This is a genomic window from Cucumibacter marinus DSM 18995, assembly GCF_000429865.1.
Lineage (GTDB): Bacteria > Pseudomonadota > Alphaproteobacteria > Rhizobiales > Devosiaceae > Cucumibacter > Cucumibacter marinus.
In genome coordinates this window covers 62,254-74,597 of record NZ_KE386978.1, presented here as the reverse complement: position 1 = coordinate 74,597, position 12,344 = coordinate 62,254, and the positions used below count along the sequence as shown (strand labels likewise).

Here is a 12,344-nt window from a genome sequence, read left to right as displayed (position 1 = left end):
TCATGGAACCCGGACCCAGACCTGCCTGACCGTTCGTCGCGACCACGCTCAATCGCAAGCTGGTTCGGTGAGGATAAGGGACGTTTTTGGGGCGGGGATAACTTTCAAGCGTTTGCCAACGGCAACGCAAAGCTCCGGTGGAGCTTTGCGAGCGAAGAAAAGCCATGAGAACTAGCTCGAATGGCTAAACTCGGCGCCCTCGCCCTTCGAGGCTCGGGTTCCCCTCGCACCTCAGGGTGAGGGCTTGGGGTTGCACCTCCACCCACCTCGTCACCCTCGGACTTGATCCGAGGGTCCATGAGGCACTTCGGCACTTCTCATCGGTAGTGCAGTAATCAGTACTGGTTCCCGTGCGTCATCTCATCATGGATGCTCGGGTCGAGCCCGAGCATGACGAATGTTGTTGCGGCGGGCGCCACCCCGCCGTCACCGCTCCGCCCTCGCCCTTCGAGGCTCGGTTTCACCTCGCACCTCAGGGTGAGGGCTTTGGGACTGAGAGTTGGTGCACCGAGAGCTCCCTCTCCCCGCCGGGGGAGAGGGTTGGGGTTAGGGGCTCTGTTCTACCTCAGCCAGGGCCCCCTCAGCCAAGGCCCCCTCAGCCAAGGCCCCCTCACCCGATCCTTCGGATCGACCTCTCCCCCCAAGGGAGAGGTGAATCCCGTGCCAGCCTGATCGAGGCCCCAACCATCCCTCAGAACAGCGCGAGTTGCGGGTCGTCCTGTTTGGGGGCGGTGAAACGGTCCGTTCTCAGGCTCGGCAGATTACGCTTGAGCCCATAGCGCTTGACCGCCAGGTCGAACCGGCTTTGCAGCGAGAAGGCATAGGGGCCGTCGCCGCGCATCCGCGACCCGAAGCGCGGATCATTGTCGCGCCCGCCGCGCATGTCTCGGATGAGGTTCATCACATGCCGGAACTTGTCCGGGTAGTGGTGCAAAAGCCATTCGCGGAACACGTCGCGCACCTCGTTGGGCAGGCGCAAAAGGATCATGCTGGCCGCCTTCGCCCCCTGGTCGGCACCTGCCGCCAGAATGCGCTCAAGCTCCATGTCATTGATCGCCGGGATCATCGGCGCCGCCATGATGCGCACCGGAATGCCGGCCTCGCTCAGCAATTTGATCGCCTCGAGCCGCCGCGCCGGCGAAGACGCCCGCGGCTCCATATTGCGCGAAAGCTTGTGGTCGAGCGTTGTCACCGAGATGCCCACATGCACAAGGTTCTGCTTCGCCATCTCGGTGAGGATATCGAGGTCGCGCACGATCAGCGCCGACTTGGTGACGATGGTCACCGGGTGCCGCGTCTCATGCAGCACTTCGAGGATCTCGCCCATGATCTTCCGCTTGCGCTCGATCGGCTGATAGGGGTCGGTATTGGTGCCGATGCCAATGGGCTTGACCCCGTAACGGGGCTTGCCGAGTTCCTCGCGCAGCCGGTCGGCCGCATTGACCTTGGCAAACAATTCGCGTTCGAAATCGAGTCCCGCCGACAGCCCGAGATAGGTGTGGGTCGGACGCGCAAAGCAATAGGAACAGCCATGCTCGCAGCCCCGATAAGGATTGATCGAGCGATCAAAGGCGATATCGGGCGACGTGTTCCGGGTAATGACCGTCTTCGCCTTTTCCTCATGCTCATTAGTCTCGAAGGCCGGCAGGGTCTCAAGGCTCCCCCATCCATCATCGAAGGTTTCCCGGCTTTCGCGCTCGAAACGGCCCGACTGGTTGGACATCGCCCCCCGGCCGCGATTGCGGTCCGGCGTGACCGTTTGCCTGCGCGCAAGATCCGCGTCAGGCGAGCCGCCAAGCTGCGCCAAAAGAGCAGGCGGGGGCGGGTAAGCGGCGTGAAGTCCCATTTGGCTCTCCTTGATTTGCGGCGGGGAGAAACCCCGATTCGACCGTGAACAAGAATTAGCATGCAAATGAGAACAAAGATAGAACATTCCTCACCGTCGCCCCTTTAGGGCGCAAATCGGTCCGGTGGACCGATTTGAGGTGAGGAAGCCTTGAGAGCTGTGCTCGAAAGGCCCACTGATGGCTGCTGTCATCACGCAAGGGATGCAGAATGCTCCGGTGGAGCGTTCTGAAGCGAGGAAGCCATGAGAGCTATGCTCGAATGGCCCTGAGAGGTTGCCAATAAGCACCAACATCCGGTGGACCGATTTGAGGTGAGGAAGCCTTGAGAGTGAGGAACCGGTTGGCGCAATGCGCCAGGCTGACGATCCGGTGAATCGTCAGCAGGTTCCGACCGCCGGGGAGGTGCCGAAGGCAGCGGGGTCCCCGGCCGAACTTGGGCGAACGCCTTGAGCACTATGCTCGGAAGGCTGATCGAATGGTCCGCCGGCCTCAGTTGAAAAGGCAATCGACGCGCGCGCGCCTAGCCCCGCGTGTCCAGCTCTATGACCAGTTTTTTCGTGGCGATGGCGCGATAGCTCTGTTCGATCCATCCCTTGAGCATGCCAATGTCGATTTCATCGCCTTCGGCCTGCCGCAGGGTGACCCAGCCGGATTTGCCGAGATTGTAACGGGCGCGTTCCACGTAATCGAGCGAGAGCGCCATCTCACCGGAGACCGGTAGTTTGACGGTGATGCCGAGCCAACCGTCTTCCCCGGCTTCACCGGAAAGAAAGACGAAGGTCTTGCCCCCGGCCTTGACCGCATAATGGCCCCATGGCTCGGAAATCTCCGCGCCGGGAAACCCATTGGCAAAGGCGAGAAGTTCGGCCTCGATATCCTTGACGCCCATGGGTGGAAATCCGGTTCTATTTTGCCGCGTATCTGGGCAGGATCTCGAGGAAATTGCAGGGCTGGTGCCGCGCATCGAGCTGGAATTTCAGCACGCCGTCCCAGGCGTCGCGGCAGGCGCCGCGTGAGCCCGGCAGACAGAAAATCAGTGTCTCCCCAGCCATTCCCGCGGTCGCCCGCGATTGCAGGGTCGATGTGCCGATGGTCTGCGCCGAATACTGGTGGAAGAGCACGGAAAAGCCTTCCATGCGCTTTTCGAACATCGGCTCCACCGCTTCCGGCGTCACATCGCGCTTGGCAAATCCGGTGCCACCGGTCGTCAGGATGACATCGACCTTCGGGTCCGAGATCCAGCCGGCCACCACCGAGGTGATCGCGCTCATATCGTCCTTGACGATCTGCCTGTCGAGGACAGTGTGGCCGTCGCGCTCCACCATCTCCTTGAGCAACGCGCCGGACGTGTCGGTTTCGAGCGTTCTTGTGTCGGACACTGCCAGAATGGCAACGCCTAGCGCCACCGCGTCGATGCTGTCATCGATCTTGTGGGGAAAGGTGATCACGTTTCACTTGTCCTTGTCTTCGGTGCCAGCGTCTCGGGTGTCAACAGCGATGTCGGTTTCATCGCCGTGGATGCCATTATCCTCGACGGGCTCCTGGTCCTCGGCAATGGTCTCATATTCGGTCTCGAGCCATTCTTCGTCGGTCCGGGGGTCGAGTGCAACGGTCTCGGGCGTGGTTTCGCGCCCGGCCGGCATGGCCCGGAACGGACTGCGGTCAGCCTTGCCGACCCGCGCGCTGACCTGCATGCGGTAATAGGCATAGATGGCCAGAAGCGCGTGGAACGCCGCCGTCACGATGAACAGCGACACCGGCATCATCACCGACATCACGAACGAACCGATGATCGGACCGATGGCCAGCCCGATGCCGTAAAGCAGGATGAGGCCGGAGGCGACATTGGCGAAATCGGATTCGTCCGCATGGTCGTTCGCATGGGCGACCGCGACCGCGTAGATCGAATTGGCGGCCAGCCCGTAGAGCCCGAACAGCAGATACAACAGCCAGCCATTGCCCGGATTGAGCAGAACGAGCGCTGTGCCGGCGACCGCGGAGATCAGGCTGGTGGCAATCAGGACGACGCGCCGGTCGATCTTGTCCGACAACCGCCCGAAGGGCAGTTGCGCCACCGCCCCGATGACCATGGAAAGGCTCATCAGATAGGCGATGGTCGCGCTGTCGAGCCCGATCTTGATGCCATAGACCGGTGCCAGCGTACCGAACACGCCGCCCGCAACGCCGACAATCAGCGAAGCGATCACCGCCACCGGCGAAGTCTTGTACAAAAGTCCAAGATTCAGCCGCGCACCCAGCAGCGGTTTGGGCTGCGGGCTCATTGACATGGCGGTGGGCAGCACGGCCAGGGAAAAGGCCATCGCGCCCAGCACGAACGGCACGAGCGAGGACACCCCGACCACCGACAGCGCCATCTGCCCGGCGGTGACGAACACCAGGTTGACCATGGTGTAGGAGGAAAAGACCGTTCCGCGCCGATCGGAATTGGTGACCTCGTTGATCCAGCTCTCGACGATCATTGCGGCGCCGGCGAAACAGAAGCCGGAAAAGGCACGCAGGACGATCCAGGAGTTCTGTTCGATGAACAAGAGGTTGAACAGGATCACCACCGAGGCGACCGCTGCCATCACCGAATAGGAGCGGATATGCCCGACCCGGCTGACAAGCTTGGGCACGATCAGCGTGCCCGCGATATAGCCGACAGACCAGCTGGTGCCGATCAGGCCGAGCGCGGCCAGGGAGAACCCTTCCTCACCGCCCCTGACGGTGATCAGCAGACCTTGCAGCCCGCCTGCGAACATCAGCAGCGCGGAGCCAAGCAAAAGGGCAGTGACTTTGATGACGTCGGCCATGATCAGTCCGGGATGGTAATATCAGTTGAGTGCCATTGTTCGCAGGCCGGGTAAACCCGTTGAAACACGGAAGCGTTCCGGCGCGCCCTGTGGTCATGGCGATGTGTTTGAATCAAGGCGGTCCGGGGGGAATCGGCGCCTGTGCGGCCTATTGGGCGGTCAGTTCCGCATATTTGTCGGCAATCGCCAGCATGTCGCGCCAGACGAGCCGTTTTTGCGCCGGCTGACGCAGCAGGTAGGCCGGGTGCAGCGTGGCAATGGCCGGGCATTCATGATTGCCCATTTTGAGCGTGCGCCACTGGCCCCGCAAACGGGTGATACCGGTATCGGTGTCGAACAGCTCCTTGGCCGAAGCACCGCCCAGCGCCACGATGATTTTCGGGGCGACCAACTCGACCTGCCTTTCAAGGAAAGGCCGGCACACCGCGATTTCTGCCGGAGTCGGCGTACGATTGCCTGGCGGGCGCCAATAGACCGTGTTGGCGATATAGACCGTTTCGCGGCTGAGCCCGACCGCGCCGAGAATCCGGTCGAGCAGCTGGCCTGAACGACCAACAAAGGGCTTGCCCTGGATATCCTCGTCCCGGCCCGGCGCTTCCCCGATCAGCATGATATCGGCTTGCGGGTTGCCATCGGCAAAGCACAGCTGGGTGGCCCGCGCCTTGAGGGGGCAGCCTTCGAAGGCGCCGACTGCGGCCTCGAGAGCGGCTATATCGGTGGTGGCTGCCGCGATGTCGCGGGCCGAATCGATGGCGCCGGTATCGGGCTGGCGGGCTGACGGCGGCGGGGCGGATGGTGTTGCCGGCACCGGTTGATCGCCCGGCAGGCGCGGCTTGGCCTGCGGCTTCGGGGCGATCGCTGAACGCGCGAATTGATCGACCGGCGCCTCCTCGAGCGCCGCATCAACCCCCGCATCGCGGTACCATTTCAGCACCGCAAGCGCTTCTTCGCGTTCTGTCGCCATCATCGCCGGAAGTTTCCGCCTTTCGGGCGTTTGTTAGCACGCCGGGCCCCTGTCGTCACCGCGTCCAACAAAACCCGGTGACCGCCTTGCCTGAGGGTCGCAAAAGCGCCAATCTTTGCCGCATATTAGGCGTCAGACGCCGAGGGCCGCCGGCACTGCCCGCTTCCGCAATGGCGGAAACCGAGACGGGCAGCAACGGATGGCCTTGACCAAACCCATGGTGACCGCCGCTTGCGGCGCGCCGCCGAAAACTGTGTGTGAAAACTTGGCCCCGATCAAACTGACCTCCCTCGCTGTTGTGATTCTCGCTGCCGGGCTCGCCGGCAACGCCTCCGCCCAGTCCTTCGATGGCGGTTTCGACTTCGTCGAACCATCCTCCTCGGGAAGTTTCCTGGCCGCGCGCAGCGCCGAGACCGACAGGCGCGAGGACTACGCCGCCAACTACTATCTCGATGCGCTCGAACACGACTGGGACAATCCGTTCCTGGTTGACCGGGCGTTCACGTCTTCGGCCGCCGCCGGCCATTTTGACACCGCCGAGGGCCTCGCCCAGCGATTGGTCGATCTCGACCCCAATGCCGAACTGGCGCGGCTCACCCTTGGCGCCATGGCACTCAAGGAGCGGCGCTACAGTTCCGCCATTCAGCTTCTCGAACCCATGCAGCCGCAAACCCTGGCGGGCATCACCGGCAATGCGCTGCGGGCCTGGGCGCTGCTCGGCGCCGGGCGCAATGACGAGGCCTATCAGCTGGTTGAAAGCATCGACCAGCCCGGCTTCACCGAGTTTCTGCGCTTCCATCGCGGCCTGATGGCGGATGTGGCAGGCGACCGCGACAAGGCGCTGCCCCTCTTGGCCCAGGCCTATGAGACGGACCCCTTCGTCTTCCGCATCGTTGAGGCCTATGTCCGCGCGCTGGCCAATGGCGGCGACTTCGAAAAGGCCGCCCAAGTGCTCGACGAATTCGAGGCCCGCGGCATCTCCCACCCCTATATCGACCTGGTCGGCGAAGCCGTCGACAAGAAGGTACGTCCCGGCAAGTTCGCGGTGAATGTACAGGAAGGCGCTGCCGAACTCATGCACGGGCTCGGCACCGCGCTCGGCGCCAACGACACCACCGAACTCAGCCTCGTGTTCATGCGCCTGGCCCTGCTGCTCGATCCCGAAGCCGACATGGCCGCGATCACGCTCGGTGAAATGCTCGACCATGCCGAACGCTATGAATCGGCTAATGAGGTCTATGAAAAGATTTCGGTCAATTCGCCCCTGCGCATCAACGCGGTGATCAAGGTTGCTGAAAACCTCGAACAACTCGGCGATCTCGACGAGGCGATCCGCGAACTCGGCAATATCGCCACCGCCAATCCCGACAGTGTCGACGCCGCGATTGCACTCGGCAATCTGCTGCGCGCTGACGAGCAATATGTCGAAGCCGCCGATTATTATGGCCGCGGCATCGAGATCACCGGCGGGCAAAGCCCCTCGGACTGGCGCTACTACTATCTGCGCGGCATCGCTTATGAGCGCGCCAAGCAGTGGGAAAACGCCGAACCCGATTTCCTGCGCTCCCTCGAACTGTTCCCGGACCAGCCGCAGGTTCTCAACTATCTGGGCTATTCCTGGGTCGATCAGGGCCTGCATCTCGAACGCGCGCTCGAAATGATCGAGAAGGCGGTCGATCTGCGTCCCAATGACGGTTACATCATCGACAGCCTCGGCTGGGCCTATTATCGGCTCGGACGCTACGAGGAAGCTGTCGAGACCCTCGAACGGGCGGTGCTGATCTCACCGGGCGAAGCGACCCTCAACGACCACCTGGGTGATGCCTACTGGCAGGTCGGGCGCAAGCGCGAGGCGCGCTTCCAGTGGATGGTCGCCCGCGACCTCGGACCCGAGGAAGACGGCGCCATCGAGGAGATCGAGCGCAAGCTTGAATTCGGTCTCGATACCGTGCTCGCCGACGCCGAATAGGCAGGCGGCGCGTGCCCACCGATACGGCATTGCGGCAACCGGCTCCGCTGGCGGAGCCGGCGCCCGCCAAGATCAATCTCGCGCTGCATGTCACCGGGCGGCTGCCGAACGGCTACCACACCATTGACGGCATCACGGTCTTCACCGAATTGGCCGACGAGCTGACCGCACGCAAGGCGCCTGCTGACAGGCTGCGCCTGACCGGGCCCTTTGCCGCCGCGCTCAAGGGCGAACAGGCCAACCTGGTCGAACGCGCGGTTTCCGCCTTCCGCACCCGCTGGCCGGATCACGTGGAAACCGGACTGGAGATCACGCTCAACAAGATGCTGCCGGTCGCGGCGGGGATCGGCGGGGGATCGGCCGATGCCGCGGCTGCCCTCAGGCTGATGCGGCGGGCCAGTACAAGGCGGGTGGCCGAAGCCGAGCTGATGGCGCTCGGCGCTGAACTCGGTGCCGATATCCCCATGTGCCTTTTGAGCGAGACCTGCCGGGTCGGCGGGGTCGGCGAACAGCTCGAAAGGTTGCCGGACACCCCGGCCTGCCATCTGGTTCTGATCAACCCGCTGGTTCCCGTGCCGACGGCAGAAGTCTTCCGCCACCTCGAAAAGCGGGACAACCCGGCACTCGCACCGCTGCCTGACGGCTTCGGACGGTTGCCGGTCTTCGCCATGTATCTCAGCGATGCCCGCAACGACCTCGAGTCCGCCGCCCGTCAGGTGGCGCCGGTGATCAGCGACCTGCTGAAGGCCATGGCGCCGCTGCCCGGTTGCATGCTGTCGCGGATGTCAGGTTCTGGTGCAACGGTATTCGGTCTGTTCGGATCGTCCGCCCAGGCCATGCAGGCCGCGCGCGACCTGCGGACCCGCTTCCCCGACCACTGGATCGCCTCGACCCCGGTGTTGCGGGCGGCGTGAACCGCCCGCAAGGGTCGGCTTGCTAGCTCTTGAGCCGATATCCGGTCTTGAAGATCCAGCGCACGATCAACAGGCCGGCCATGAGGAAGACAAGCGTCATCCCGAAGCTGACGATCACCGGCACGTCCGACACCCCGTAAAAGGCCCAGCGGAAGCCCGAAATCAGATAAACGACCGGGTTGAACAGGGTCACTGTCTGCCAGAACGGGGGCAGCATCGAGATCGAATAAAAGCTCCCGCCTAAAAAGGCGAGGGGGGTCACGATCAGCAGCGGTACCAATTGCAGCTTCTCGAAATTGTCCGCCCAGATGCCGATGATGAATCCCACAAGCGAGAAGGTGATCGATGTCATCACCAGAAAGCCGAGCATCACGAAAGGATGCTGGATTTCGAGGTCGACGAACATCGTCGCCGTCGCAAGGATGATCAGCCCGAGCGCGGTGGCCTTGGTCGCGGCGGCCCCCACATAGGCGATCACCAGTTCGACATAAGAGACTGGCGCCGACATTGCTTCGTAAATAGTGCCGACGAATTTGGGGAAATAGATCCCGAAGGCGGCGTTCGAAATGCTCTGGGTGAGCAGCGACAGCATCATCAGCCCCGGCACGATGAACGCCCCATAGCTGACCCCGTCGACCTGTTCGATACGCGAGCCGATCGCCGCGCCGAAGACCACGAAATACAAAGCAGTGGAGATCACCGGCGAGATCACGGATTGCATCAGGGTGCGGAACGTGCGGGCCATCTCATAGAAATAGATGGCGCGGATGGCATGAAAGTTCATTGCTGTTCCCTCACCAGATTGACAAAGATTTCCTCGAGCGAAGATTGGGCGGTCTTGAGGTCCTTGAAGCGGATACCGGCGGCGTTGAGGTCTTCGAGAAGGCCCGCAATGCCCGTGCGCTCGGCCTGGGCGTCATAGGTGAAGATCAACTCGTAGCCGTCCGAGGCGAGTTCGAGCCCGCGCTCCTTGAGCGTGTCGGGGATCTCCTCGAGCTTGTCCTGCAGTTGGAGCAGGAGCTGCTTGCGCCCGAGTTTGCGCATCAACTCGTCCTTCTCCTCGACCAGCACGATCTCGCCCTTGTTGATCACGCCCACCCGGTCGGCCATTTCCTCGGCCTCGTCGATATAATGGGTGGTCAGGATCACGGTGACGCCCTTCTCCTTGAGACGCCTGACGACCTGCCACATGTCGCGCCGCAATTCGACATCGACACCGGCGGTCGGTTCGTCGAGGAACAGGATGTCGGGTTCGTGGCTCAGCGCCTTGGCGATCAGCACACGCCGTTTCATGCCCCCCGAAAGGGTCATGAGCTTGTTATCCTTCTTGTCCCAGAGCGACAGGTCCTTGAGCAACTGCTCGATATAGGCGGGGTTGGGCGAACGCCCGAAAAGTCCGCGCGAGAAGCTGACTGTTGCCCACACGGATTCGAAGTTTTCTGTCGTCAGTTCCTGGGGAACCAGCCCGATCTTGTAGCGGGCGGCGCGGAACTCGGTGATGACATTGTGCCCGTCGGCGAGGATGGTGCCGCCTGAAGGCTGAACGAGGCCGCAAACGGTCCCGATCAAGGTGGTCTTGCCTGCCCCGTTGGGGCCGAGCAGGGCAAATATCTCTCCCTTGCGGATTTCGAGGTCGATGGATTTGAGGGCCTCGAACCCGTTGTCATAGGTCTTATAGAGACCCGAAATGGAAATGGCTGCAGCGGTCGGCATGGTGCCTCATTCGCTTGAAATGGAAAAACCGGGTCGTGACCCGGCTGATGAATTTTTGGCTGAAAAGCGCTGCGCCCGATATAGGACCTGACGATCGTTCCGCCAAGGGCATCAACCAAACAAGGGGATCAACGCAACGGCGAGGCCGGCAGATCAATGGCGGCCTGAACCGGGCGGCAGGCTAATAGGCGCGGCTGACGCAGAAATCGGCAATATCGGCGATCAGGGTCCGGATCTCGCCTTCGGGCAGGGCTTCGAGCGACCGGCGGGCCCTGGCAGCTTCGTCATGGGCCCGCTCCATCACGGATTCGAGCACGCCGTGCGCTTTCATGGCCCGGACCACTTCGGCCACATGATCGTCGCCGGTATCTGCCTTGCCGAGCGTCTTCTCAATGAGAGCGCGGGCCTCTGCGCCCCCGCGCTGAAGCAGCAGGATCACCGGCAGGGTCATCTTGCCCTCGCGCAGGTCGTCTCCGACATTCTTGCCCAGAACGCCGCTCGCACCGCCGAAATCGAGCACATCGTCGATGAGCTGGAAGGCGATGCCGAGCGCATGGCCATAATCTCTGAGCGCGGTCCGTCCGGCATCATCCGTGCCGCCTGCAATGGCGCCGACTTCCGTCGCAGCGGCAAAAAGCGCGGCGGTCTTGGCTTCGATCACGGCGAAATAATCGTCTTCGCTCGCGTCAAGATCGCCGGCCTTGGCCAATTGCAGCACTTCACCTTCGGCAATGATCGCCGCCGCCCGGCTCAACACACCGAGCGCGTCGAGATTGCCGGCTTCGACCATCATCATGAAGGCCTGGCCCAACAGGAAATCCCCGACCAGCACACTGGCCTGGTTACCCCAGACCATGCGAGCAGCAGGCTTGCCGCGCCGCTGTTCGCTTTCATCGACCACGTCGTCATGCAGCAGCGTTGCCGTGTGCATGAACTCGACCGAGGCCGCGTAATTGACTTCGGACCCGTCCGGTCCGCCGCTCAACAGCGCGCTGGCGATGGTCAGCATCGGGCGTAGCCGCTTGCCGCCGGCCTCGATGAGGTGGTGGGCCACTTCGGGGACCATTTCGACATGCGAACCGGCCCGCTCCAAGATCAGCGCATTGACGCGGTCCATGCCGGGCCCGGTCAGGCTGACCAGTTCCCCGATGCTGTCCGGTGCTGAGGTCTGCGGTGCTGACTTTGCCGCGTCCATCCTGATCCCATGCGTTTCGGAGCGCTGGCGGCTCCTCGCCCACCGGCGCCAGTTCAGGCTGAGCTTGTCGTCGCATGCCAAGGCTGCTTAGCTATGCAGGAGAGGTTGCACCCAGCCGGTTGAGATGTCCGTAGACCAGCCGACACCAGATGTAAAACGCCAAACTGCCACACGCGACGCCTTTTTGGGCGACCGGCTGTGGATCGAACAGCCTGCGTCCGGTTTCCGCGCCGGGGTGGATTCGGTTCTGCTCGGCGCCTCGGTGAATGGCGCGAGCGGCGAATTGCTGGATATGGGCTGCGGAACCGGGGTTGCCGGGCTTGTCGCGCTGTCGGGATCGCCGGCGCTGGTGGGAACCTTCGCCGACAAATCCGAGGCGGCCATCGCCATGTGCACCCGCAATCTTTCCGCCAATGCGGGCGGGCGGGGCAGGGCGGTCTGCTGCGATGTCACCGATGGCGCCGCGGTGCGCGAGGCGGCGGGAATCCTGCCCAACAGATTCGATGTCGTGATCGCCAATCCGCCGTATTTTCACTGGCTGACTGCCACCCCGCCGCATGATCCGGACGTGGCGTCGGCGCATTTCCACAACAATCAGGCTCTCGATCTGTGGGTCCGCGCGGCGGTCACCACGGCGCGCGCAGGGGCAGATATCGTCTTCATCCACCGCGCCGAAGCGCTGTCGCGCATGCTGGCGTCCTTTGCCAAACGGCTGGGTGCCATTCGTATCCTGCCGGTCTGCCCGGCCCCCGGTTTGCCGGCCAGCCGCATCCTGATGCGCGGTACCAAGGGCTCGCGCGCACCCCTGTCGCTGCTGCCGGCGCTGGCGCTGCACGAACATGAGGGCGGACCGTTCACCGAACCGGTGAATGCGATATTGCGCGGCAAATCCCGCCTGGACTGGTAGAAGCGCGATGCGCTTCCTACAT

The 12,344-nt window shown here is 62.9% G+C and carries 11 protein-coding genes; 3 read left to right on the top strand and 8 right to left on the bottom strand.

Features of this window, described 5'->3' with window-relative positions:
* Positions 1 to 691 precede the first annotated feature (691 nt).
* From G489_RS20635 to G489_RS0113655, 5 genes are all read right to left on the bottom strand, one after another.
* On the bottom strand, positions 692 to 1,846 hold the full coding sequence (locus G489_RS20635) for a PA0069 family radical SAM protein (protein WP_051332653.1): 1,155 nt from the start codon (positions 1,844 to 1,846) through the stop codon (positions 692 to 694).
* Positions 1,847 to 2,367: 521 nt separating this feature from the next.
* Positions 2,368 to 2,736 (bottom strand): MmcQ/YjbR family DNA-binding protein, encoded by a 369-nt coding sequence (locus G489_RS0113670; protein WP_035872801.1) that lies wholly within the window; start codon positions 2,734 to 2,736, stop codon positions 2,368 to 2,370.
* A 16-nt stretch (positions 2,737 to 2,752) separates the two neighbouring features.
* Positions 2,753 to 3,292 (bottom strand): molybdenum cofactor biosynthesis protein B, encoded by a 540-nt coding sequence (gene moaB, locus G489_RS0113665; protein ID WP_211198842.1) that lies wholly within the window; start codon positions 3,290 to 3,292, stop codon positions 2,753 to 2,755.
* Positions 3,293 to 3,298: 6 nt separating this feature from the next.
* On the bottom strand, positions 3,299 to 4,660 hold the full coding sequence (locus G489_RS20630) for an MFS transporter (RefSeq protein WP_081691585.1): 1,362 nt from the start codon (positions 4,658 to 4,660) through the stop codon (positions 3,299 to 3,301).
* 148 nt (positions 4,661 to 4,808) lie between these two features.
* Positions 4,809 to 5,627: a uracil-DNA glycosylase gene (locus G489_RS0113655; RefSeq protein WP_342667643.1), complete on the bottom strand. Its 819-nt coding sequence runs from the start codon at positions 5,625 to 5,627 to the stop codon at positions 4,809 to 4,811.
* 196 nt (positions 5,628 to 5,823) lie between these two features.
* Here G489_RS0113655 and G489_RS20625 point away from each other — a divergent pair, with 196 nt between their 5' ends.
* Both G489_RS20625 and G489_RS0113645 read left to right on the top strand, forming a co-directional pair.
* Positions 5,824 to 7,593: a tetratricopeptide repeat protein gene (locus G489_RS20625; RefSeq protein WP_051332652.1), complete on the top strand. Its 1,770-nt coding sequence runs from the start codon at positions 5,824 to 5,826 to the stop codon at positions 7,591 to 7,593.
* Positions 7,594 to 7,604: 11 nt separating this feature from the next.
* Positions 7,605 to 8,507: a 4-(cytidine 5'-diphospho)-2-C-methyl-D-erythritol kinase gene (locus tag G489_RS0113645; RefSeq protein WP_051332651.1), complete on the top strand. Its 903-nt coding sequence runs from the start codon at positions 7,605 to 7,607 to the stop codon at positions 8,505 to 8,507.
* Positions 8,508 to 8,529: 22 nt separating this feature from the next.
* Here G489_RS0113645 and G489_RS0113640 read toward each other — a convergent pair whose 3' ends face one another.
* The 3 genes from G489_RS0113640 to G489_RS0113625 form a co-directional block, all read right to left on the bottom strand.
* Positions 8,530 to 9,291: an ABC transporter permease gene (locus G489_RS0113640; protein WP_029041998.1), complete on the bottom strand. Its 762-nt coding sequence runs from the start codon at positions 9,289 to 9,291 to the stop codon at positions 8,530 to 8,532.
* Positions 9,288 to 10,220 carry an ABC transporter ATP-binding protein gene (locus G489_RS0113635; RefSeq protein ID WP_029041997.1) on the bottom strand — a complete coding sequence of 311 codons (933 nt, stop codon included), beginning with the start codon at positions 10,218 to 10,220 and terminating at the stop codon, positions 9,288 to 9,290. Before G489_RS0113635 ends, G489_RS0113640 begins: the two co-directional genes overlap by 4 nt.
* Before the next feature lie 181 nt (positions 10,221 to 10,401).
* Complete coding sequence (locus tag G489_RS0113625; RefSeq protein ID WP_029041996.1) at positions 10,402 to 11,415, bottom strand: polyprenyl synthetase family protein; 1,014 nt, start codon at positions 11,413 to 11,415, stop codon at positions 10,402 to 10,404.
* Between the two features lie 124 nt (positions 11,416 to 11,539).
* Here G489_RS0113625 and G489_RS0113620 point away from each other — a divergent pair, with 124 nt between their 5' ends.
* Complete coding sequence (locus G489_RS0113620) at positions 11,540 to 12,322, top strand: tRNA1(Val) (adenine(37)-N6)-methyltransferase (RefSeq protein WP_029041995.1); 783 nt, start codon at positions 11,540 to 11,542, stop codon at positions 12,320 to 12,322.
* The last annotated feature ends 22 nt before the right edge of the window (positions 12,323 to 12,344 follow it).

Bases quoted from the DNA above. Each gene is read 5' to 3' on its own strand.
- G489_RS20635 (WP_051332653.1), bottom strand. From the start codon at position 1,846: ATGGGACTTCACGCCGCTTACCCGCCCCCGCCTGCTCTTTTGGCGCAG.
- G489_RS0113670 (WP_035872801.1), bottom strand. From the start codon at position 2,736: ATGGGCGTCAAGGATATCGAGGCCGAACTTCTCGCCTTTGCCAATGGG.
- G489_RS20630 (WP_081691585.1), bottom strand. From the start codon at position 4,660: ATGGCCGACGTCATCAAAGTCACTGCCCTTTTGCTTGGCTCCGCGCTG.
- G489_RS0113655 (WP_342667643.1), bottom strand. From the start codon at position 5,627: ATGATGGCGACAGAACGCGAAGAAGCGCTTGCGGTGCTGAAATGGTAC.
- G489_RS20625 (WP_051332652.1), top strand. From the start codon at position 5,824: ATGGCCTTGACCAAACCCATGGTGACCGCCGCTTGCGGCGCGCCGCCG.
- G489_RS0113640 (WP_029041998.1), bottom strand. From the start codon at position 9,291: ATGAACTTTCATGCCATCCGCGCCATCTATTTCTATGAGATGGCCCGC.
- G489_RS0113635 (WP_029041997.1), bottom strand. From the start codon at position 10,220: ATGCCGACCGCTGCAGCCATTTCCATTTCGGGTCTCTATAAGACCTAT.
- G489_RS0113625 (WP_029041996.1), bottom strand. From the start codon at position 11,415: ATGGACGCGGCAAAGTCAGCACCGCAGACCTCAGCACCGGACAGCATC.
- G489_RS0113620 (WP_029041995.1), top strand. From the start codon at position 11,540: ATGTCCGTAGACCAGCCGACACCAGATGTAAAACGCCAAACTGCCACA.